Annotated in this window: 20 protein-coding genes; 16 read left to right on the forward strand and 4 right to left on the reverse strand. The window is 68.5% G+C overall.

Annotated features, from left to right (window positions below):
- Positions 1-244 precede the first annotated feature (244 nt).
- The 4 genes from G3I17_RS38555 (at position 245) to G3I17_RS38570 (ending at position 4051) form a co-directional block, all read left to right on the forward strand.
- The gene (locus G3I17_RS38555) at positions 245-790 is read left to right on the forward strand and encodes a PadR family transcriptional regulator (RefSeq protein ID WP_164604252.1); all 546 of its coding nucleotides are present in this window, start codon (positions 245-247) and stop codon (positions 788-790) included.
- A complete protein-coding gene (locus G3I17_RS38560; protein ID WP_164604254.1) occupies positions 787-2790 on the forward strand; it encodes an NADPH-dependent 2,4-dienoyl-CoA reductase in 2004 nt (667 codons plus the stop codon). Before G3I17_RS38555 ends, G3I17_RS38560 begins: the two co-directional genes overlap by 4 nt.
- A gap of 57 nt (positions 2791-2847) precedes the next feature.
- Positions 2848-3159: a class I SAM-dependent methyltransferase gene (locus tag G3I17_RS40200; RefSeq protein WP_203591337.1), complete on the forward strand. Its 312-nt coding sequence runs from the start codon at positions 2848-2850 to the stop codon at positions 3157-3159.
- Positions 3160-3358: 199 nt separating this feature from the next.
- The gene (locus G3I17_RS38570) at positions 3359-4051 is read left to right on the forward strand and encodes a VOC family protein (RefSeq protein ID WP_164604256.1); all 693 of its coding nucleotides are present in this window, start codon (positions 3359-3361) and stop codon (positions 4049-4051) included.
- Between the two features lie 57 nt (positions 4052-4108).
- Here the strand turns inward: G3I17_RS38570 and G3I17_RS38575 are convergent, their stop codons facing one another.
- Positions 4109-5533 carry a M1 family metallopeptidase gene (locus G3I17_RS38575; protein ID WP_203591338.1) on the reverse strand — a complete coding sequence of 475 codons (1425 nt, stop codon included), beginning with the start codon at positions 5531-5533 and terminating at the stop codon, positions 4109-4111.
- Positions 5534-5701: 168 nt separating this feature from the next.
- Between G3I17_RS38575 and G3I17_RS38580 the strand changes: the two genes are divergently transcribed.
- The 7 genes from G3I17_RS38580 to G3I17_RS38610 all read left to right on the forward strand — a co-directional run bounded on the left by G3I17_RS38580 (position 5702) and on the right by G3I17_RS38610 (position 14583).
- A complete protein-coding gene (locus tag G3I17_RS38580; protein WP_164604258.1) occupies positions 5702-6556 on the forward strand; it encodes an ABC transporter ATP-binding protein in 855 nt (284 codons plus the stop codon).
- 8 nt (positions 6557-6564) lie between these two features.
- Positions 6565-7539: an iron-siderophore ABC transporter substrate-binding protein gene (locus G3I17_RS38585; protein ID WP_164604260.1), complete on the forward strand. Its 975-nt coding sequence runs from the start codon at positions 6565-6567 to the stop codon at positions 7537-7539.
- Positions 7536-9629, forward strand: a complete 2094-nt coding sequence (locus G3I17_RS38590) for an iron ABC transporter permease (RefSeq protein ID WP_164604262.1) — start codon at positions 7536-7538, stop codon at positions 9627-9629. Before G3I17_RS38585 ends, G3I17_RS38590 begins: the two co-directional genes overlap by 4 nt.
- 152 nt (positions 9630-9781) lie before the next feature.
- Positions 9782-11089: a metallophosphoesterase gene (locus G3I17_RS38595; RefSeq protein WP_164604264.1), complete on the forward strand. Its 1308-nt coding sequence runs from the start codon at positions 9782-9784 to the stop codon at positions 11087-11089.
- Positions 11089-12354 (forward strand): MFS transporter, encoded by a 1266-nt coding sequence (locus G3I17_RS38600; RefSeq protein WP_164604266.1) that lies wholly within the window; start codon positions 11089-11091, stop codon positions 12352-12354. Before G3I17_RS38595 ends, G3I17_RS38600 begins: the two co-directional genes overlap by 1 nt.
- Positions 12351-13316: a PD40 domain-containing protein gene (locus G3I17_RS38605; protein WP_164604267.1), complete on the forward strand. Its 966-nt coding sequence runs from the start codon at positions 12351-12353 to the stop codon at positions 13314-13316. The genes G3I17_RS38600 and G3I17_RS38605 overlap by 4 nt, the downstream gene beginning before the upstream one ends.
- Positions 13317-13350: 34 nt before the next feature.
- Positions 13351-14583, forward strand: coding sequence for a YibE/F family protein (locus G3I17_RS38610; protein WP_203591339.1), 1233 nt, complete (start codon positions 13351-13353; stop codon positions 14581-14583).
- An 828-nt stretch (positions 14584-15411) separates the two neighbouring features.
- On the opposite strand, the gene G3I17_RS38615 is transcribed toward G3I17_RS38610, so the two are convergent.
- Positions 15412-15999, reverse strand: a complete 588-nt coding sequence (locus tag G3I17_RS38615) for an HhH-GPD-type base excision DNA repair protein (RefSeq protein ID WP_164604271.1) — start codon at positions 15997-15999, stop codon at positions 15412-15414.
- Positions 16000-16147: 148 nt separating this feature from the next.
- Between G3I17_RS38615 and G3I17_RS38620 the strand changes: the two genes are divergently transcribed.
- Entirely contained in the window at positions 16148-16738 is a 591-nt protein-coding gene (locus tag G3I17_RS38620) for a TIGR03086 family metal-binding protein (protein WP_164604273.1), read from the forward strand.
- Here G3I17_RS38620 and G3I17_RS38625 read toward each other — a convergent pair.
- Complete coding sequence (locus tag G3I17_RS38625; RefSeq protein ID WP_343238560.1) at positions 16735-17703, reverse strand: DJ-1/PfpI family protein; 969 nt, start codon at positions 17701-17703, stop codon at positions 16735-16737. The two genes, G3I17_RS38620 and G3I17_RS38625, sit on opposite strands and share 4 nt — an antisense overlap.
- A gap of 110 nt (positions 17704-17813) precedes the next feature.
- Here G3I17_RS38625 and G3I17_RS38630 point away from each other — a divergent pair, with 110 nt between their 5' ends.
- Complete coding sequence (locus G3I17_RS38630) at positions 17814-18443, forward strand: HD domain-containing protein (RefSeq protein WP_164604276.1); 630 nt, start codon at positions 17814-17816, stop codon at positions 18441-18443.
- Positions 18444-18551: 108 nt separating this feature from the next.
- Here G3I17_RS38630 and G3I17_RS38635 read toward each other — a convergent pair whose 3' ends face one another.
- Complete coding sequence (locus G3I17_RS38635) at positions 18552-19745, reverse strand: FAD-dependent monooxygenase (protein ID WP_164604277.1); 1194 nt, start codon at positions 19743-19745, stop codon at positions 18552-18554.
- A gap of 97 nt (positions 19746-19842) precedes the next feature.
- Here G3I17_RS38635 and G3I17_RS38640 point away from each other — a divergent pair, with 97 nt between their 5' ends.
- From G3I17_RS38640 to G3I17_RS38650, 3 genes are read left to right on the forward strand one after another with little or no spacing between them, the layout of a single operon-like run.
- Entirely contained in the window at positions 19843-20805 is a 963-nt protein-coding gene (locus G3I17_RS38640; RefSeq protein ID WP_164604279.1) for a TetR/AcrR family transcriptional regulator C-terminal domain-containing protein, read from the forward strand.
- A gap of 31 nt (positions 20806-20836) precedes the next feature.
- Positions 20837-21718 carry a hypothetical protein gene (locus G3I17_RS38645; protein WP_164604281.1) on the forward strand — a complete coding sequence of 294 codons (882 nt, stop codon included), beginning with the start codon at positions 20837-20839 and terminating at the stop codon, positions 21716-21718.
- A 47-nt stretch (positions 21719-21765) separates the two neighbouring features.
- A complete protein-coding gene (locus tag G3I17_RS38650) occupies positions 21766-22440 on the forward strand; it encodes an SDR family oxidoreductase (RefSeq protein WP_164604283.1) in 675 nt (224 codons plus the stop codon).
- Positions 22441-22594 lie beyond the last annotated feature (154 nt).

The raw sequence follows: 22594 nt of genomic DNA on the forward strand, positions 1-22594 counted from the left end.
AGTTGGACCAGTCTTGGAGGACCGGACCACATCTACAAGGGCTGCACTCCTATCACCAGCCGCAACACCGACTTGACCACACACTCCGCTGCCTAACCGAACGGCGTTGGGGTTAACCCCTCAGACGCGTCAGCGTCAGTGTCGGGGTGAGCGGGGTGAAGCCGGCGGTGGCCGCTAAAGCCGGTATGTGAGTTGGCTTGCACTCAGGTGCACTGCAACGGGTTGCATAGGTATGGTCGGCGGTATGGCTCTCGACCACGCGATCCTCGTCTCGCTGACCGAGCGCGCCGGGTCCGGCTACGAGCTGGCCCGGCGGTTCGACCGCTCGATCGGCTACTTCTGGCCCGCGACCCACCAGCAGATCTACCGGGTACTGCGCCGGATGGGTGACGCCGGCTGGGTCACCCACACCGACGTCGTCCAGGACGGCCGCCCGGACAAGAAGGTCTACGAGGTGTCCGAGGCCGGCCGCGAGGAGCTCACCCGCTGGCTCGCCGAGCCCATCGATCCGGTCATCCTGCGCGACGGGCTCGGCGTGAAACTGCGCGGCGCCTCCCTGGGCGACGCGTCCGCAGTACTGCGAGAAGTCGAGCGGCACCGGGCCGAGCACGCTGCCCGGCTGGAGATCTACCGCGGCATCGAGCGCCGCGACTTCCCCAAGCCAGACCAGCTCAACGGCCGCGAACTGCACCAGTACCTCGTACTGCGCGGTGGTTTCCGCGCGGAGGAGTCCTTCGTGGCCTGGTGCGACGAAGTCATTCAGGCACTGCGATCGGAGCGCACCCCATGAGTGAGTACCCGAACCTGCTGGCCCCGCTGGACCTCGGCCACGTCACCTTGCGGAACCGGGTGATCATGGGCTCGATGCACACCGGCCTCGAGGACCGGGCCAAGGAGCTGCCGAAGCTCGCCGCGTACTTCGCCGAGCGGGCGCGTGGCGGTGTCGGCCTGATCGTCACCGGCGGCTACGCGCCGAACCGGACCGGCTGGCTGACTCCCTTCAGTTCGAAGCTGACCACGCGCCGGGAGGCCCGCGGGCACCGGATCGTCACCGATGCCGTGCATGCCGAAGGCGGCTTGATCGCGCTGCAGATCCTGCACGCCGGGCGCTACGCCTATCACCCGTTCAGCGTCTCGGCGTCGGCGCTGAAGGCGCCGATCAACCCGTTCAAGCCGCGAGCCCTGTCGGATCGCGGGGTGCGGCGGCAGATCGCGGCGTACGTCGACTGCGCCGCGCTGGCTCGCGAGGGCGGGTACGACGGGGTCGAGGTGATGGGGTCCGAGGGGTACTTCATCAACCAGTTTCTGGCCGAGCGGACCAACAAGCGGAAGGACCGCTGGGGTGGCAGCGCGGAGAACCGGCGCCGGCTCGCCGTCGAGATCGTCCGGGGTATCCGCGAACGGGTCGGGCCGGACTTCCTGATCATCTACCGGCTCTCGATGGCAGACCTGGTCGAAGGCGGCCAGGACTGGGACGAGGTCGTTGCGCTGGGCAAGGAGATCGAGGCGGCCGGGGCGTCGATCATCAACACCGGGATCGGCTGGCACGAGGCGCGGGTGCCGACCATCGTGACGTCGGTGCCGCGCGCGGCGTTCACCTCGATCACCGCGTCGTTCCGCCCGCACGTGCAGATCCCGGTGGTCACCTCGAACCGGATCAACCTGCCGCAGGTCGGCGAGGAGGTGCTGGCCCGCGGCGACGCCGACCTGATCAGCATGGCCCGCCCGTTCCTGGCCGACCCGGAATGGGTGCTCAAGGCAACGACTGGCCGGGCGGACGAGATCAACGTCTGCATCGCCTGCAACCAGGCCTGCCTGGACCACGTCTTCGCCAAACGGCACGCGAGCTGCATGGTCAACCCCCGTGCCGCTCGCGAGACGGAACTGGTCCTGCTGCCAACTCGGCGTACTCGCCGCATTGCCGTGGTCGGCGCCGGACCGGCCGGCTTGTCTGCCGCGGTGACGGCGGCCGAGCGCGGGCACGAGGTCGAGCTCTTCGAGGCGGACAACGAGCTCGGCGGCCAATTCGGCATCGCGCGCCGGATCCCCGGCAAGGAAGAGTTCGCCGAAACCATCCGGTACTACGAACGCCGCCTCGAGCTGACCGGCGTCAAGGTCCACCTCGGCCACCGTGCCGTCGCCACAGACCTCGAAGGCTTCGATGAGATCATCCTGGCCACCGGCGTCGTCCCCCGGATCCCCTCCATCCCCGGCATCGACCACGAGAAGGTCCTCTCGTACGTCGACGTAGTACGCCACGGCCGCCCCGTCGGCAAAACAGTCGCCGTGATCGGCGCCGGCGGCATCGGAGTAGACGTCAGCGAATTCCTCACCACCGTCGACTCCCCAACCCTCGACCTCGCCGCCTGGAAAGCCGAATGGGGAGTCACCGACCCCCGGACAGCCCCCGGCGCCCTCACCAAACCGCACCCTGAAGCATCACCGCGCCAGGTCTACCTGCTCCAGCGCAAACCCGGCAAAGTCGGCGCCGGCCTGGGCAAAACCACCGGCTGGGTCCACCGCGCCGCCCTGAAAAGCAAGCGGGTCGAGCAACTGACGGGCGTCAACTACGAACGCATAGACGACGAAGGCCTCCACCTGACCTTCGGCCCCAACCACGAGAACCCCCGAGTACTAGCCGTAGACACCATCGTCATCTGCGCCGGCCAGGAACCAGTCCGCGACCTGGCCACCCCCACCACCCACCTGATCGGCGGCGCCGACCTAGCCACCGAACTAGACGCCAAACGAGCCATCCTCCAAGGCACCGAACTAGCCGCCACCTTGTAGAGCGAAGAACAAGTCGCGCCGCGGGCGACTGCGGATGAGTTGGGAAGGAGGTGCTTGATGAGTGATGCGTTCTACTCGGATGCGAGATTGTATGACCTGATGTTCCCGGGTGGCGGGCCGGCGGTTGACTTCTACCGGGCCGAGGTCGATCGGCAAGGTGGGAGCGTGGTGGAGCTTGGGTGCGGGACGGGGCAAAAGCTGATTCCCATCGCGGCTGATGGGCATCCGTGCGTCGGGGTGGACTTTTCGGCAGAGATGCTGGTTGAGGCTCGGCGTAAGGCGGGCGAGCGCGGTGTGGCGGTGGAATGGGTGCAGGGTGACATGCGGGACCGCGCAAGTCACCCGTGGGACGTGGTACCTCTCGACTGACTCCGAGCCCGACTTCGTCGTCGCGCCGCTCGCCATCAGGAGCATCTTCCCGCAGGAGCTGCCGCTGCTCGTCTCGCTCGGGGGCCTTCGGCTCGTCGAGCGCTTCGGTGACTGGTCCGGTCGACCATTTGCCGTAGATGCGCAGCTTCAGCTCTGCATCTGCGAGTCCACGTGATGAAGGGCCTGCGAGGATTCGGTGATGGAACAGGTATTGAGTCGGCCGGAAGCGTCGGAGGCGGTTCTGGACTCTGGGTGGCGGTTCTTGCTGGGGGCCTTGCGGGCGTCGGTTATGGTCAGGTCGTTGGCTCGGGCGGTTGGCTTGGCGGCGGATGCTGTTGCGGTGTGCGGCGACGAAGCTGACGGACACCTTCGGGTTGATGTCCGCGCCGATCGGGTCGTCTTTACTCTGCAGTCGGTGGAGCACGCAGCGGTTACCACCCGGGATGTTGAACTGGCGCGAAAAATCTCCGCCGCCGTCGACAGGTCCGGGTTTCTGACGGAGCCCGAAATCGGAACGGGGGCCCCGCGATCCGTCCAGGTTCTGGAGATCGCGATCGATGCGCTGGACATCGCCGGGATTCGGGGGTTCTGGAAGGCGGTACTGGGCTATACCGACGAGGTGGGTGCCGACGGACCGGAGGATCCGCTCGTCGACCCGGTCGGGCAAGGTCCCGCCATCTGGTTCCAGCAAATGGACCGGGCGCGCCCACAGCGCAATCGCATCCACTTCGACGTCTGTGTTCCGCACGACGAGGCAACACGCCGCGTCGAGGCCGCACTGGCGGCCGGGGGCCATCTCCTGTCCGCGGCACGTGCCCCCGCTTTCTGGGTTCTCGCCGACCTGGAGGGCAATGAAGCCTGCGTAACCACCTGGCAGGGCCGGGACGGCTGACCAAATAACGACCCCCGGTCACGTAAAGCGCGGCCGGGGGCGTCATTGCAGGGTGGGTCAGATTTTTGGTTTGCCTGGTTGGTAGAGCCAGGTGTTGAAGAAGGTGGTGAGGTCGCGGTGGGTCGATCGTTCTACGAAGCGGATGAAGGTTTGGGTTGAGACGTTGCTGTGGCGGTAGGTCGTCGGCCAGTGCTTGAGGATGCGGAAGAAGGCGCGGTCGCCGATCTTCAGGCGCAGCGCGTGCAAAGTCATCGCGCCGCGGTTGTAGACCAGGTCGTCGAAGATCTGGTCCCGTCCGGGGTCGGCAACCTTGCCGGTCCAGTCTTCTTCGCCGGCGTAGGTGTCTGCGAAACTCTTGGCCACCGGGATCTTGTTGAACTTCTCCTGGTACAGCCATTCCGAGTAGGTGGCGAAGCCTTCGTTGAGCCAGATGTCCGACCAGCGCACCGGAGTGAGACTGTCGCCGAACCACTGGTGGCCGAGCTCGTGGGCGAGCAGATCACCGCTGACCTTGCTGCTGCGCTGGTCGTACACCGGTCGGCCCTGGGTCTCGAGGGCGTAGTGGACGCCGACGTCGCCGATGATGCCGCCGGTCGAGCCGAACGGATAGCGCCCGTACAACGACGACTCCCACTGGACGACCTGCGCTGTGGTCTGGTTGAAGACCTTGCCCTGACCGGCCAAGGTGTCGATCGACTGGCCGATGGCGGTGATGTTCGGGAGGCCGTCGGCGGTCACACTGCGAGTGACGTTGTACTTCCCGATCGCGAGCATGGACAGCTCGCTGGCCATCGGCTGGTTCATCTGCCAGCGGAAGGTGGTCTGGCCGTTGTGCTTGGTGGTGCGCCCGGGTTCACCGTTGGCCAGCACGGTGAGACCGGTCGGCACGGTGATGGTCTGGCTGTAGGTCGCCTTGTCGTTGGTGGTGTCGTTCACCGGGTAGTAGGTCGCCGCACCGATGGGCTGGTTGAGTGCGACCGCGCCGTCCTTGGTGGCGGCCCAGCCGGAAATGCCCAGTGCCGGGTCGTCGATCTTCTGCGGGACGCCCGCATAGGTCACCGAGACGAGAAACCTGCTCCCGCGCCGCAGGCCGTGTGGCGGGGTGATCACCAGTTCCTGCGCGCCGCTGCGGGTGAAGGATGCGTTCCGCCCGTTGACCGAGAGCTTGCTGATCTTCAGCGGTCCCAGGAAGTCCAGGTTGAAACGGGACAGATTCTGGGTGGCCCGGGCGAGGATCGTCGTGGTCGCGTTGATCGCCTTGGTCTTGGGGTTGAACGCGAGCCGGATGTCGTAGTGGCTGACGTCGTAGCCGCCGTTGCCCATGTCGGGGAAGTAGGGATCCCCGGCGCCCGGTGCACCGGGTGAGAACAGCGACGCTCGTCCTGGCGCGGCAGACGCCGTCGGGTTCGTCGCGGCCACCAATCCCAGGGCCACTGCGCCGATGATCAACAGACCACCGCGGCGACGGTCGGCACGTCCCATAACTCCTCCTTGGCATTCCTTCATTCAGGCTGGGGCAACCAAACTAGACGGTGGGCCTTCGCCACTCTCACCCGCGGTTGGCCGGTCAGCTCTTCCCGCGGCGGGTAGCCAATTCGCTACTGATGGTGAGGCTGACACCTGTACTTAGGTGAGGCTATCCTTCGGGCCATGCAAGAGTCAGTGGGGCTGGCCGGAAACGGGCTGTGTCTCGGGTATCACGGCAAGCAGGTGGTGGACGGTGCGACGCTCGAGATCGCGGCGGCCGGCGTCACCGCGTTGGTCGGCCCGAACGGCAGCGGCAAGTCGACGCTGCTGCGCGCCCTGGCCCGCTTGCACAAACCCGATCGAGGCGAGATCAGCTTCCCCGACGGCGAGTCGGCGCTGACCCTGTCCTCGAAGGACTTCGCCAGGAGAGTGACCCTGCTCTCGCAGTCCCGCCCCACCCCGAACGGCGTCAGCGTCCGCGACGTCGTCGGCTACGGCAGGCACCCGTACCGCGGCCGCTGGCGCCACGACGACCCCGATGGCAACCGGGCCATCATCCACGCCATGGACGTCACCGGTGTCACCATGATGGCCGAGCGGGCCGTCGACGAGCTGTCCGGTGGTGAGCTCCAGCGGGTCTGGCTGGCCACCTGTCTGGCCCAGGACACCGGCGTCCTGCTGCTCGACGAGCCGACCACCTTCCTCGACCTGCGCTACCAGATCGAGATCCTCGACCTGATGCGCGACCTCGCCGACGACCACGGGGTTGCCGTCGGCGTGGTCCTGCACGACCTGAACCAGGCCGCCGCCGTGGCTGACCGGATCGCGCTGCTCGACCAGGGCGTGATCCGCGCGACCGGTACGCCGGCCGAGGTACTGCAGGCGGATGCGCTGTCCGAGACCTACGGAATCCGGATCGAGGTCAGCGTCGATCCGTCGACCGGGCTGGTCACCACGCAACCGGTCGGCAAACACCTGCAAAGACCAACCCTCAATAAGCCGACACAGCACAGACCGACGCAGCAGACGACAAACTGAGGTCCCTGATGAAACGAGTCACCGCACTGGCCGCCGCCGCACTGGCGCTGGTCCTGACAGCCTGCGGCACCAGCGAGAACGTCACCCCGGAGGCGAACAGTTCCACGCCGACCAACCAGCCGGTCTCCATCACCGACGCGCGGAACAAGAAGGTCGACCTCAAGGCGCCCGCCACCAAGGTGGTCGGCCTGGAGTGGGGCATCGTCGAGAACGTGCTCACCCTCGGCGTGATGCCGGTCGGTGTCGCCGACACCAAGGGCTACACCGCCTGGGTCTCCGCCGAGAAGCTCGACGCCTCGGTCAAGGACGTCGGCACCCGCGGCGAGTCCAGCGTGGACGCGATCGTCGCGCTGAACCCCGACCTGATCATCACCACCACGGACGAGTCCCCGGCCACCATCACCCAGCTGGAGAAGGCCGCGCCGGTCCTGGTCGTCCGGGGCGCGGACGCGAAGAACGCGATCCCGCAGATGAGGAAGAACTTCGAGCTGGTCGCTCAGGCCCTCGGCAAGACCGAGCAGGCCAAGACGATCCTCGCCGATTTCGACAAGAAGCTTGCCGAGGGCAAGCAGAAGATCGCCGACGCAGGCAAGGCCGGTACGCCGTACACGATGGCCGACGGCTACAAGGAAGGCAGCACGATCGCGATCCGGATGTACACCGCCGGCTCGCTGCTCGGCGCGGTCACCAACGAGCTCGGCCTGAAGAACGCCTGGACCGCCGCCGGCGACCCGGACTACGGCCTGGCGCCGACCGACATCGAGGGCCTGACCAAGCTGAAGGACGGCGAGTTCCTCTACATCGCCAACGACGACGGCGGGGACGTGTTCGGCGGCGACCTGGCCAAGAATGCGATCTGGAAGAACCTGCCGTTCGTGAAGAGTGGCAACGTGCACCGGCTCGCCGACGGGATCTGGATGTTCGGCGGACCGAAGTCGACCGAGCAGTTCATCGACGCGACGGTGCAGGCAGTCACCTCTTGACCCAGCTGACCGCCCAGCGGCCCGACCTCGCCACCGCGCCCCTGGAGCCTGTACGCCGGGTGCGGGTGGCGGGCGTCTTCGTGATCGCGCTCGTCGCGGTCGTGGTGCTGGCGGCGGTCCACCTGACCCAGGGCACGTCCTCGGTGAATGCCGGGGACCTGCTCAAGCTGGCGATCGGCCAGGGCAGCGACAACTCCGCGAACGTGCTGGTCGCGTCGCGGCTGCCCCGGCTGCTGGCCGGCGTACTGGTCGGGCTCGCGCTTGGAGTCGCCGGCGCGGGGCTGCAGTCCCTGGCCCGGAACCCGCTCGCCTCGCCGGACACCCTCGGTGTCAATGCGGGTGCCTATCTGGCGGTGGTGACCTTCGCGGCCTTCGGGATCTCGCTCCCGACCCTGCCTGCGGGCGGCGTCGCGTTCCTCGGGGGACTGGCCGCCGCAGTACTGGTACTGGGGTTGTCGGCCGGTGGCACGGCCGGGCCGACCAGATTGATCCTGGCCGGTTCGGCCGTCGCGATGGCGCTGGCCGGGCTGACCACGCTGCTCATGTTGCTGTACCAGGAAGAGACGATCCGCACTTTCGCCTGGGGCGCGGGGACGCTCGTCCAGACCGATCTGGTTGCGGTGCAGCAGATGGCGCCGATCGTTGCCCTCGGCATCTTCGCGGCGATGATGCTGGCCCCGAAGCTGGACATCCTTGCCCTGGGCGACGACACGGCCTCCGTGCTCGGGGTCAGGGTCCGCCGGACCCGGGTCTGGATCACCTTGGTGACGGTGCTGTTGTCGGCGGCGGCGGTCACCGTCGCCGGGCCGGTCGGCTTCGTCGGGCTCGTCGCGCCCGTGATCGTCCGGCTGGTCGCGCCGCTCGTCCCCGGGCTGATGCGGCATCGGGTCCTGCTGCCGCTCTCGGGCCTGTCCGGCATCCTCGTCGTGCTCGCGTCGGACGTCATCCTCCGGGCCATCCTCGGCGGCCAGGCCGGGGTGGAGATCCCGACCGGCATCATGACCATGCTCGTCGGCGCGGTCGTGCTCGTCTGGCTGGCCCGCCGGTTCCGCGACTCCGGTCCCAGTCGGCAGGCCGGCGGCACAGGTAGCGGTCTGCGGACCAGGCGTACGTTCTGGATCGTCACCATCTCGCTGGCCGTCCTGCTCGTCGGCGCCCTCGTCTTCGCGATGCTCGCGGGTGACGCCTTCCTGCGCACCGGCGACATCGTCAACTGGATCAACGGCCGCTCCGGCCGCGCGATCACCTTCGTCCTCGACACGCGCTTCCCGCGGGTGCTGTCAGCCGTCCTCTGCGGAGCGGCGCTCGCGATCGCGGGCGCCACCGTGCAGGCCGTCTGCCGGAACCCGCTGGCCGAACCTGGCATCCTTGGTATCGAGGGCGGTGCCGGAGTCGGCGCCGTCGTCGTTTTGATGGCGGTACCGTCGGCCGGGATCTGGCTCCTGTCCGGCGTCGCCGCAGCGGCCGCACTGGCCACCTTTGCGCTGGTCTATCTGGTCTCCTGGAGGGGTGGGCTCAGTTCGGACCGGCTAGTGCTGATCGGGGTCGGCGTCTCAGCGGCGACGACCGCGATCATCACCTTCGTCATCGTCTACACCGACCCCTGGAACATCAGCCTGGCGATGACGTGGCTGTCCGGCAGCACCTACGGACGGACCCTGCCGCAGGTGATCCCGGTGGCGATCGCGCTCGTGGTCCTCACCCCGGTGATCGTGCTGGCCCGCCGCGAGCTCGATCTGCTCGCGCTGGACGACGACATCCCGCGCATCCTCGGCGTACGGCTGGAACGGACCCGCCTGGTCGCGCTGGTCGGCGCGGCGCTGATGACCGCTGCCGCCGTTTCGGCGATCGGGGTGGTCGGCTTCGTCGGCCTGGTGGCTCCGCACGCGGCCCGCGCGCTCGTGGGTGCACGGCATGCCCGGTTGCTGCCGGTTGCGGCGCTGCTCGGCGCAGTGCTGGTGAGTGTCGCGGACAGCCTCGGCCGGACGCTGCTGGCTCCCGCGCAGATCCCGGCGGGTCTGCTGACGGCCCTGATCGGCGCTCCGTACTTCGTATACCTCCTCTGGCGGACCCGAGCCGTAAAACTCTGAACAGTCCGGGCTGAACCGGTCCAGATCGGCGCCTTCACGCGGTGTTCATTCAGTGAACACCGCGTAGTGCTTTCCGGGGTGGTTGCTGATTGTGCTCAGCCCGCTACTTTGCTGTGCACCAGCCTGATCCCCCAACGCCCCGAGGTGGAATCATGAGCGTGCTCAAAAGGCCGTCCCGCCGTACTGCGATCGCCGCCCTCATCACCGGCGGACTGCTCGCCGGAGCCTTGACCGTCATCGCCGCCAGCCCGTACGGCGACGCGCGGCCGGCCGCCGCGGCGGTGCAACCCCAACAAGACGCGACCCAGCAGCAGGACACGATCGTCGCCGGTGAGCAGCTCCAGCTTGCCGAGACCGGCGCGAAGACGGTGGCGATCAAGACGGCCGCCGCCAAGGCCGGTACAAGTCAGCAGGTCTGCGCTGCGGCTGACTCCCGCTGGGTTCGAGTCCGCTTCAAGGAGTTGTCCCTGACGGGCAAGGACACGGTCACTGTCACCGGATCAGCCGGCGGCAGTTACACGCTCAAGGCAACCAATTGGCAAGGAAAAGCCTTCTACACCAGGGCTTTCCAGGGCAATTGCGTGACCGTGAAGCCGAGCTTCAGCTCGGCCGCGAGTAGCTACCGGGTGGACGCCTACCAGGCCGGGATCGCGGCGACCGTCATTGTTGCGGCTGCCGGCGACATCTGCGGTTCGGCGTGCAACCAGACGCGTCCGCTGGTGGAGAGCATGAATCCGGTCGCCGTGATCACCGCGGGCGACAACGCCTACGAGAGTGGCACGCTGTCGGAGTACAACAACAGCTACAACCCGCAGTGGGGGGTCTTCAAGAGCAAGACCTACCCGTCGGCGGGCAACCACGAGTATCAGACGTCCGGCGCGAAGGGGTACTTCGACTACTTCAACGGCGTCGGTCAGAACACCGGCCGGGCCGGCGAACGCGGCAAGGGCTACTACAGCTACGACGTCGGCGACTGGCACTTCGTCGCGCTGAACTCGAACGTCGCCAAGACCGCCAGTAGCGCCCAGGTCCAGTGGCTGCGCGCCGACCTGGCCGCGAGTACCAAGCCTTGTACTGCGGCGTACTGGCACCACTCGCGCTTCGCCGCCGGCAACTACAGCGACAATACGTCGGTACAGCCGTTCTTCCAGGCGCTCTACGACTACAAGGCCGACCTGGTGGTCAGCGGGCACGACCACAACTACATCCGGTTCGCGCCCTCGAAGCCCGACGGCACCAAGGACGCGGTCAACGGAGTACGGCAGCTGCTGATCGGTACCGGCGGGCGCGCCCTGTACGGCGCCGGCGGCACCACGAAGGCGACCATCGAGAAGAAGGACTACAGCACCTTCGGCGTCGGCAAACTCACCTTGACGGCCACCGGCTACACGGCCGCCTTCGTCCCCGTCGCCGGCCGAACCTTCACGGACTCGGTCCAAGGCACCTGCCACCCCAAGTGATGTACCTCTCCAGCACGCGGGCGGCCGACACCGCCCGCGTTGCGGCTGGCTCCCCTCCCGACACGAGTCGCGGGGGCCGCAGGGCCGCGCGGCGAGTTTCGGGGACGGTTGTGGCGCTCGGCTTGGTGAGCCTCGTGACCGATGCTTCGGCGGAGATGGTGACGGCGATTCTGCCGCTCTATCTCATGTACGGGCTCGGCCTCGGCTTCCTGCAACTCGGGGCGCTCGACGCGCTCTACACCGGCGCGACCGCGCTCCTCCGCCTGGCGGGCGGTCACGTGGCCGACCGGCTGGGCCGACCCAAGGCAGTTGCCGTGGCGGGGTACGGGCTGTCGGCGTTGACGAAACTCGGACTGCCCGCAGTCGGTGGATCGCTGTCCGGGCTCAGCTCCGTGATCGCGGTCGACCGAGCAGGCAAAGGTATCCGTACTGCGCCGCGCGACGCGCTCATCTCGCTGTCCACGCCGGTCGAGGACCTCGGTCGCGCGTTCGGCGTGCACCGGGCGCTCGACACGGCGGGTGCGCTGCTCGGCCCGTTGCTCGGGTTCGCGATCATCACCGCGATCCCGGGCGGGTACGACGTCGTGTTCAGTACGAGCTTCTGCCTCGCCGCGATCGGCGTACTGATCCTCGTCTTCTTCGTCACCCAACCGCGCACCCTGGTGAGCCGCGCGACTGTCAGCGTCCGCGCAGGTCTGGCGGCCGCGACCGCGCCAGAGCTTCGCCGGCTGATCCTGGCGGCGGCCCTGCTCGGCCTCGTCACCGTCGGCGACATGTTCCTGTACTTCTCGGTCCAGCGCACCGCGGGTTTGCCACCGGCAATCCTGCCGCTGTTGCCACTCGGTACTGCGCTGACCTTCATGCTGGCCGCGATCCCGTTCGGGCGACTCGCGGACCGCATCGGCCGCTGGAAACTGTTCCTCCTCGGCCACGGTCTCCTGCTGGCCGCATACCTGCTGATCGCCGCCGACGCCGAGGGCCGCCTGGTCGCGGCAGCGGTCCTGCTCCTCCACGGGCTCTTCTACGCGGCGAGCGACGGCGTACTGATGGCGTACGCCGGACCGCTGATCCCCGCGCCTTTGCGGGCGACCGGAATGGCGGTGGTCCAAACCGCACAGGCTCTGGCAAGGGCGGCCGGCGCCCTGGCCTTCGGGGCGATGGCAGCTTGGGTACAGCCGACCTTGACGTTCGCCCTGTTCGCCGGAGCACTGGCTGCGGCGATCGCTGCCGGTGCGTGGCTCTGCCGCCAGCAGGTGACGCGATGAGCCGAAGCCGGATCGTCGCCGGGGTCGCCCTGATCGCGGTGTTCGTTGCTGCGGGCATCGGTTACCTGGGCTGGCGGGTCGCGACGACACAGCAAGCGGCGGCGCAGACCGGAATCCAGCTCGATCGCTCGGGCACGATGCTCTACGTCGAGCCAGGGAGCAACCGAGTCCGGCAGGCGCCGATCAGCGGCGGGAGCGGTGGTGGCGACGGCGGTGGTGCGGTCGGCGCGGGCCCGATCTGCCAGCGGGTCTACGCGAGCGGCGGCACGATGGCGTGCTTGCGCGCGACCGCCGTGCCGATGGCCTCGGAGGTCGACCTGAGCGACTCGACCGGGAAAGTGCTCAAAACCCTGCAACTGTGGGGAAACCCGAGCCGCGTCCGGGTTTCGCCATCGGGACACCTGGCGGCCTGGACCGTCTTCCGGTCGGGTGACAGCTACATGATGGCCGGCGCATTCTCCACCACCGCAGGGATCTACGACTTGCGAAGTGGGACGCACTACGGGTCGCTCGAGGACTTCACGACGTACGTCGACGGGAAGCCGTATCGGTCGGCGGATGTGAACTACTGGGGCGTGACGTTCGCAGCCGATGACGTCACCTTCTACGCGACGATGGCGTCGAAGGGCAAGACCTGGCTGATGCGCGGCGACCTGCAGTCCCGGCGGCTGACGGCGGTACGGGAGAACGTCGAGTGTCCGTCGCTGTCACCGGACGGGACGCGGATCGCCTACAAGTTCCGGGAAGGCAAGACGTGGCGACTCCATGTCCTCACGCTGGCCAGTCAGGCTGACATCGCCTTGAGCGAGACGAGTCAGGTCGACGATCAGCCGGCCTGGTTCGACGGCATGGTTGCCTATGGCAAGCAGGATGGTGGGCAGTCGGGCGTGTTCGTAGTACCGGCTGATGGGAGTGGGCAGCCGCGCAAGCTGGTCGCTGGTTCTTCACCGGCGGCCTGGTAACGCGATGGGGCATCACCACGGGCCTGCTGGTCGGGTGGCGCGGCGGACCAGGCTGCTGGTGTTCGGGTTGTTGCTGCCGCTGCTCGGCCTGACGATCGTGCTTCTGGTTGTCCTGCGACCGGGCGGCGACCTCAAGGTGGACGCGTTGCAGAGCGCGAAGGCCAGGGGAGTGGTGACGGCCGTGGTGCCGTGTCCGCTGGCGCCTGACGAGTGCGATCGGGCGACCGTGAAGCTGACCGATGGCGTCGGCGCCGGGACAGTCGTGACTGCGCGTGCGGTCAAGCATCCGCTGGTCCCGCGGGTGGAGACCGGGCAGCGGATTCTGCTGGGTGTCGTGGAGGAGGCTGATCCCGCCGATCGCTACCTGTACGTCGACCAGGACCGGAGTCGCCCGCTGCTACTGCTGGCTGGACTCTTTGCGGTGGCGGTGATCGCGCTGTCCCGGTGGCGCGGAGTCGCGGCGCTGGTCGCGTTGGCGGTGACGGCGGTGGTACTGACGCAATTCGTGCTGCCCGCGATCCTGTCGGGCTCGGATCCCTTGCTGGTGGCGGTTGTCGGCGGTACGGCGATCATGGTGCTCGCGTTGTACCTGACGCACGGGGTCAGCGTGCACACGTCGGTGGCGCTGCTCGGCACGATCGGCGCGCTGATACTGACCGCTGTGCTCGGCGAGGTGTTCCTCCGGCTGGCGCGGATCAGCGGGCTCAGCTCGGATGGCGCGTCCGAGGTCGCGTCGTACGTGCCTGGGGTGGATCTGAAGGGGCTGCTGATCGCCGGCCTGGTGATCGGCGCGCTCGGCGTACTGGACGATGTCGCGATCACTCAAACGGCTGTCGTGTGGGAACTGGCCGCCGCCAAACCGACTGCCACCAGGCGGGAGCTCTTCGGCGCCGGGTTGCGAGTCGGGCGGGCGCATGTGGCGGCGGTGGTGAATACGCTGGTACTTGCGTATGCCGGGGCGGCGTTGCCGATGCTGATGTTGTTCAGCATCAGTGGGGTGCCGGAGAGCTATGTGCTGTCGACCGAGCGGGTGGCGGTCGAGGTGGTGCGGGCGCTGGTCGGCGGGTTGGGCATTGTGGCCGCAGTACCGATCACCACTGCCCTGGCGGCGGCGGTGCTAGAACCAGTGCCAGGCGAGAGTGTGGATGCCCGGAGCAGGGTCGAGGACGGCGAAGGCGGCGGTGTGGCTGGCGCCGACGGTGAGGTCGGAGACGCTGTCGCTCTCACTGACCGAGGACCGGTAGCTGCGGCAGATCCTGGCCGGTAGTACCGACGGGGCGAACGAGACCTGCATCGAGAAGTCGCGCATCGACTGCTGTACGCGCTGACTGTGCAGGGTGTCGGGGAGGTCGGTCCGGACGTTGTAGTGGAGTACTGCGAGTTCGCCGATGCGGAGTGGGCGATCGAGGAGCAGTTCGAAGGTGGTGAAGCCGGTCGGCGCGTCGTGCCGCTGGCGACCGACGCGGCAGCCGCGGGTGCTGGTGATGTCGAGCGGTTCGGCTGTCCCGGCGTCGCTGCGGACGGCGACGATCTTGCGGTCGATGCCGTCGACGTCGGCGCGGGCGACCAGGTGATAGCTGATCGACTCGAGCTTCTGCTCGGCATCGACGCTCAGGTGGAGATGCAGCCCGAGCTGCGCGAACTGGTGGAACGCGTCGAGCGTGCTCCCCATCCGCTGCAACGCCCGCGCCAGGCCGTCGGGACGCGCCCAGGCCTGATCGGGCCGCAGCGCTCCCGGCTTCTGGACAAGCCACCGCCCCCGCGGTCGCGGCGGCCCGAGCAGCGCGGCCAACGCGCCGGCGTCGAGGCCGAGGATCTCCTCGATAGCGGTCAGGGCGAGCAACGACTCGGGCCGCTCAGGCTGGTTGCGCCCGTGCTGCCAATAGCTCAGCGCCGTCTTGCTGACCGGCGTCCCACGCTCCCGCAGCTTGAACTGCAACCGCTCGAGACTCAACCCGCTCTCCCGCACCGCCAACCGCAACGCAAGACTGAACGGCCCCCGAGCCACCGCTTCCGAAAGCCGCACCCCACCCGCGCCGCCGCGCCCGCTCTGACGTGTGGGTGGCGGGTCGGCTGGCATTGGTGGTTGGCCGAGTCAGCCGACGGGGTTGTCTTGCTTGTCGCGTTTGGCGGCCTTCTGGGCCTTCTTCCACTCGCGGACCTTGGCGAGGGACTCCGGGCCGTCGATGTCGGCCACCGACCGCGGGATGTCGTCACCGAACTTGCCGGCCGCCTCGCGCCAGCCGTCGGGGGCCACCCCCTGGGTCTTGGCCAGGATCGCGACGAAGATCTTCGCCTTCTCCTCGCCGTACCCGGGCAGCGCGTGCAGCCGCCGGTACAGCTCGGCGCCGGTGTCGACACCCTTCCAGAGGTTCGCCGCCTTGCCGCGGTACTCGTCGGTGAGCACGACGCAGACCTGGTGGATCCGCTTGCCCATCGCGCCGGGGAACCGGTGGATCGCCCGCTTCTCGGAGCAGACCGCGACGAACTCGTCGACGTCCATCGCGGCGATCTTGCGAGCGTCCAGATGGCCGAGCCGTTCCTTCAGCTTGGCCGGGCCGCCGAACGCCCACTCCATCGGAACCTGCTGATCCAGCAGCATTCCGATCAGCAGTGCGGTTCCGTCCGAGTTCAGCAGACGGTCAGCGGCCTTGTCACCTGTGATGTAAAGCGTCCCGGGCATGCGCTCAGGCTACTGGTTTCAGCCGGTCCGGGCGTAGTACCGGCTGCGGGTTAACCCGTGCGCGATCCCGGATCCACGCCGGAAAGCGGGCGGTGCGGGGCTGACCGGCTTATGCTCGGCGAGGGCAGGACGACGTGGAGGAGAGCGGATGGACATCCGGGATCTGGATCGGCGGGCCGGCGCGCTGCTCGGCGAGGTGGTCATGCAGGTGCGCCCCGAGCACCTGTGGTTTCCCACCCCCTGCCCCGACTGGACGGTGCGCGGCCTGCTGCGGCACATCGTCAGCGAGAACGAAGGTTTCGCCGCGGCGGCGATCGACGGCTCGGCCCCGGTCCAGACCTGGACCGGCGGACGGCTCGGCGACAACCCGGCGGGCGCCTACCGCCGCTCGAACGTGCGCGTCGCCGAGGCGTTCGCGGACGGCGGCGCACTGGACCGGCCGATGGAGGTCCGCGAGTTCGGCACCTTCCCGCGCCGGATCGCGCTCACTTTCCGGCAGCTGGACTGCGTGGTGCACGCCTGGGACCTGGCCCGCGCGATCGACGCGCCGTACGACCCACCCCAGGACATGGTCGAAATGGCTCTGACGCTGGCCCACCGAATCCCCGACACGGCCGCCAGCCGCGGCCCCGGCGCAGCCTTCGAACGCAGCCTCAAAGCCCCCGGCGAGGCTTCCGACCTGGCCACCCTCCTGTCCCTCCTCGGCCGCAACCCCGACTGGATCTCCCCGCTGGACTAGTCGAGAGAGGTCACCCCGGTCGTGTGGAAGCGCGCCCGGTACGTGCCGGGCGTCGTGTTGAGCACCCGGGCAAAGGCCCGCCGCAGTGTCTCGGGTGAGCCGAGGCCGACCTGGCGTGCGATCACGTCGAGTGGGTCTGTGGTTGCTTCCAGCAACAGCTGTGCCGCCTCCACCCGGACCTTCTCGACGAACCGCGCCGGGGTCGTGCCGACCTCGTCATGGAACAACCTGGTCAGATGCCGAGCGCTCACTCCGGCCCGCGACGCCAGTACTTCGAGGCTGTGGTCGCCGGCCGGGTCGGAGGTGATCGCGTCGAGCGCCTTCCGGATCAGCTCATGCCGCGCCTGCCCGGCGCTCAGCCGCACGCTGAACTGGGACTGCCCGCCCGGCCGTTGCAGGAACACCACCATCTGCTTGGCCACCAGCCGAGCCGTTTCGGCGCCGAGATCCTTCTCCACCAGCGCGAGCGCGAGATCGATCCCCGACGTCACCCCGGCCGACGTGATCACCGGGCCGTCCTGGACGAAGAGCGCGTCGCTGTCCACCTCGACCAGCGGGAATCGCCGGGCCAGCTGGTCCGCGAGCTCCCAGTGCGTCGTGGCCCGCCGTCCGTCGAGCAATCCGGCCGCGGCCAACGCGAAGGCTCCGGCGCAGACTGACGCAGTACGGGCCGATTGGCCGGAGAGGCGGCGGATCTGGTCGAGCAGGGCGGCGTCGCTGATCGTGTGCAACCAGTTGGGACCACCTGGTACTACGAGGGTCGCGCCGCGGGCGTCCGCCGACGAGAGGCTGAGGTCGACGCCGAGGCGGGTGCCCGTGTTCGCGACCACGTCGCGGCCGTCGGGCGAGGCCAGGCGGGAGTGGTAGTCGCCACCCTGCTCGTTGGCGACCGCGAAGACCTCCAGCGGCCCGGTCACGTCGAGCAGCCGGACTCCGTCGTAGACGACCACCAGAACCTCGGGCACCCCTTGAGTATGGGGTGGTGTCCGGATCGGAGGGATACCGGTCCGGAACGCGCCAACCGCCGGTGCCTCCCGCGCGCGAGGCTGGACATCCACTGAGGGAAGAGGAAGAAATGTCCAGCATTGCCGGCATCGAGATCCCGGACAGCAAGCTCGTCCTCGAGGCGACCGAGCTCGTCCGGGACGTCACCGACGACCTGATCTACCACCACTCCCGCCGGGTGTTCCTGTTCGGCTCGCTGAACGGCAAGGAGCTCGAGTACGAGCCGGAGCTGCTGTACGTCGGCGCGCTGTTCCACGATCTCGGGCTGACCGGTGGGTATCGCGAATCGCAGCAGCGGTTCGAGATCGACGGCGCGGACGCGGCCGCCGACTTCCTCCGCTCGCACAGCATCGGTGCCGCCGAGACGCAGCTGGTCTGGACGGCGATCGCGCTGCACACGACTCCGGAGGTCCCCGCGCACATGGCGCCCGAGATCGCGCTCGTCACGGCCGGGGTGGAGGCCGACGTCCTCGGGCTCGGTCTCGACCGGATCTCCGCGGCCGAGCGCGCCGCGATCGTCGCGGCGCACCCGCGGCCGGACTTCAAGAACCAGATCCTGCACGCCTTCACCGAAGGCATCAAGCACCGCCCCGCGACCACCTTCGGCAACGTGAAGGCCGACGTCCTCGACCGCTTCGTCCCCGGTTTCGAGCGCACCAATTTCGTCGACATCATCCTCGGGTCGTCCTGGCCCGAGTGACCCCGGCGCTCCACCACACACCAACCCCCGGCTTCCCTCCTTCGGCCGCCGCGGCCAGGCGCGGCACCGCCTGCGCCGCGGTGGTTGGTGTGTGGCGGCGGTCCGGGGTCACCGGGTGACGAGGGTTTCGTAGGGCTTGAGGGCGATCGCGTCGGGCTCACCGGCGAGCTTGGCGAGCAGGCCGCGGAACGGGCGGGACGTCAACAGCCGGGTCGAGGCGTCGCGCAGGCGGATACCGGTTGCCGTCATGGGCATGGCCATCTTGAGTCCGCCCGGTGGGAGTTGCAGGCGCTGGTCGACGTACGGCTGCAGCTCGCGCTGGTACGCCGCGAACGCGCGCACGTGGTCGCCGTCATGCGCTGCGAGTTCCCCGGCGAGAACGTAGGCGCCGACCAGGGACAGCGCCGTACCGTGGCCGGCCAGCGGGGAGCCGCAGTAGCCGGCGTCTCCGAGCAGGACGATTCGGCCGCGGGACCACTCCGGTACGACGACGCGGCTCGTGGTGTCGAAGTAGAAGTCGTCCGTCTCCTGCAGCTGCTCCAGGACATGTGACGCGTGCCAGCCGACGCCCGCGAATGTCTTTGCCAGCAAGGCTTTCTGGTCAGCCGGCTTGAGTCGGGGGAGCAGGGGAGAGCGGAAGTTGAGCAGGGCTTTCGCGTACTGCGGGTCGTGGTCCGGCCGCAGCCCGACCCAACGGCCGCCCGGTGCGGTGTGGATCTTCATCCAGCCGTCGAGTGGTTCGGGCGTCTTGACGGTGAAGAAGGAGCCGTAGCCGCCGAGGTGTTCGACGTACTGCGCCTCCGGCCCGAAGGCGAGCGACCGGACGCGCGAGTGCACTCCGTCGGCGCCGACGGCCAGGTCGAACCGGCGCTCGGTGCCGCTGCTGAAGGTCGCGAGTACGCCGTTGTCGTCCTGGTCGAGGCTGGTGATCGAGTCGCCGTAGATGTACTCGATGTTCTGGCTGGTCGCGTCGAGCAGGATCTCGGACAGGTCGCCGCGGAGGATCTCGAGCTCGGTGACCGGTCCGGCGCCATGGAGGAGCTCGGTCGGGAACGCGGCGGCGCGGCGGCCGTCGGCGCGGACGTACTCCATCCCACGTTCGTGCATGCGGCGGTCGCGGATGGTCTGCAGCAGGCCCATCCGCTCGACCACGTCGCGGGCGATGCCGCGGATGTCGACGGTCTGGCCGCCGGGGCGCGGGGTGGGGGCGAGCTCGACGACGGTCGGGTGGAAGCCGGACCGGTGCAGCCAGTAGGCGAGCGCGGGGCCGGCGATTCCGGCGCCGGAGATGAGGACCTTCATGGGGTGGTTCCTTCCGGTGGGTAGTGCACGTACGGTGTACACGTACAGCTTCACGGCAACTTCCGCGTGGCGCATCGGTGCACTAGTTCGGAGGGCCATGGCAGCGCCGTACCAGGAGATCGCGACGGAGTTCCGCCGCCTGATCGCCAGCGGAAAACTCCAGCCGGGCGATCGGATGCCCTCCACGCGTGCACTAGTGCGCGAACACGGGATCGCCATGGCAACCGCCACGAAAGTGCTCACCACCCTCCAGCAGGACGGCCTGATCCACGCCCGCCCCGGCGTCGGAACGGTGGTCGGCCCGGCCGGTTCCGCCAACCGGGCGGCGGGAGGAAGTACAGGCGGTGTGCTGCGCGGCGCCCCTGTTGGCGGGGACCCGGGGGTGCTCAGCAAGGAGCAAGTGGTGCGGACGGCGATTCGGATCGCTGATGGGGAAGGGCTGGGGGCGTTGTCGATGCGGCGCGTCGCCGCCGAGCTCGGGTTCTCGACGATGGCGCTCTACCGGTACGTCGGGGGCAAGGATGCGCTTCTGCTGCAGATGGTCGACACCGCGTTCGGCGACTTCCCGCTGCCGGGTCGGCAGCCCGCGAGTTGGCGGGCGGGGATCGAGGCGGCGGCGCGGGCACAGTGGGCGGCGTACCGGGCTCATCTCTGGCTTGCGGGTGCGGTGACGATCGGGCGGCCGCAGGTGTTGCCCAATCTGTTGCCGCACACGGACGCCGTACTGCGTGCTGTGAGCGGCTTCGGCGTTGACGCCAACACGTCCATGTATGCCGCGATCACCGTGTTCGGGTATGTCCGTGGCGTCGCGCTAAATCTGGAGCCCGAGGCGCAGGCCGAGCAGGACACCGGGCTGACGGCGGACGAGTGGGCCGACCATCAGACCGGGCGGCTCGCGGCGCTGATCGTCGAGCAGGATCTGGCCGGGTTCCGCGCGCTCGGTGAGCCCGACGGGTTCGACTTCGACTTCGACCTGGACCAGTTGTTCGAGTTCGGGCTCGGAATCGTGCTCGACGGGCTGGCGGTGAAGCTGCAACGGCTGCGCGCGCCGCTACGCTGAGTATCGACAGCTGTAGTGACAGGGAGGTCCGATGGGTCCCGAACCGGTGTTCGCGCCGGACGTGCCGGTGGAGGTCCGCCGGCTGTTCGAGCGGAAACCCGAGCTGTTCGTGCCCGCGAGCGGCCCGAAGCCGAAACGGCAGACCTCCTGGTCGACCGAACCGGCCGCGACCTTCGGCTCGCTGCTGGTCTGGCTCGCGGTCTGCGTCGGCGGCTGGATCCTCGCGCTGATCATCTTCGCGCTCACCCTGCCGACGGCCGTCGCGGCGTGGGCGGCGCTCGTCCTCGCGGTCGTCGCCGTCGTCACCACGGGCGCGGTCGGTGTCGGCTCGGCGGTCGAGAACCGCAAGCAGAAGGCGGTGCGGCTGCAGCACGGTCAGTACCTGCTCGCCGAGGACTTCGACGAGGAGTCGGGCCGGTTGCTCGCCCGCGGCCAGCGCGCCGTCAAATCGGTGCTAGAGGCAACAGTTACCCGGCGCGGCCTGCTCGACGACGTCAAGAACGACCTTGTCCTGCCCGAGCAGCTCTGGGACATCGGCCAGGTCCTGCACGAACAATCCGTACTCCGCGCGCGCCAGCGCGAGGTCGCCCGCGGCATGGCCACCGCCGAGCTGGAAGCGGTCCTCGGCCCGCAACGCCGCGCCCTGACTCGCTCGGTGGACGCGATCAAACGCAAAGTCGACCTCCTGGAGCGCTACGCCGACCGAGTCCGCTCCGCCGACGCCGCCCTCCGAGCCGAGGCAGCCCTGGAAGACGGCGACCGCTACATCGAGCTCCTAGCCCGCACCGAACCAGCCGGCGACACCTCCGTAGTACAAGGTTTCGCAGACGAAGCAGCCGCCCTGCAAAGCACCCTCACCCACACCATCGCCGCAGCCCGAGCCGCCGGCCGAACCCTAGCTCTACCGGAATAACCTCGCTCCGCACTGCGGTCCGTGCGTGGGGAGATTAGGGTGCGGGTATGACTGGGACTGTGGTTGTTGCTGGGGGCACCGGTGGGCTTGGTGGGGCGGTGACGGCGGAGTTCTTGGCGGCGGGCTGGCGTGTTGTTGTGCCGGGGCGGTCGGAGAAGTCGCTTGCCGAGCTCGGGTCGGCCGAGGCGCTGCATACGCTTGTCGTCGACGTCTCGGATCCGGCTGGTGTCGCGGAGGTCGCGCGGGTGGCTGCCGCGGATGGCGGGGCGCCGGTGAGCGCGTTGGTGAACCTGGTTGGTGGGTTCTCGTCGGGGGCGCGGGTGCATGAGACGCCGATCGAGGAGTTCGAGGCGCAACTCACGCTCAACCTCCGCCCGACGTACCTGGTCACGCAGGCGATCCTGCCGTTGCTGATGGCCGCGGGTGGCGGCTCGATCACCTGTGCCTCCAGCGGTTCGGCGGTCAAGCCGTTCTCGGGGGCCGCTGGCTACATCACCGCCAAGGCAGGGGTGCTCGCATTCGTCGATGCGCTCGCGGTCGAGTACGCGAAGGACCACATCCGGGTGAACGCGATCCTGCCCGGCACCATCGACACCCCGGCGAACCGGCGCGCGATGCCGACCGCCGACACCGCCAAGTGGACCCCACCTGCCCAGATCGCGACCGTACTGCGCGTGCTCGCCGAGACCCCCGGCATCACCGGAGCCCACCTCCCCGTCTGATCCGATTTGGCTAGTATTCGAATGTATGTGGCTCTCCTCGGGCTTCTGTGGGTCTGCCGGTGACCGAGGAGGGTCTTTTTGTTGTCTGGTTGGGCTTTGCGGTGTGTTGGCCCGTGAAATGAGCGACGCGCACGTGTTCGCGCTTTAGGTTCGG

The sequence above is a fragment of the Streptomyces sp. SID13031 genome, from assembly GCF_010548305.1.
Taxonomy (GTDB): domain Bacteria; phylum Actinomycetota; class Actinomycetes; order Propionibacteriales; family Kribbellaceae; genus Kribbella.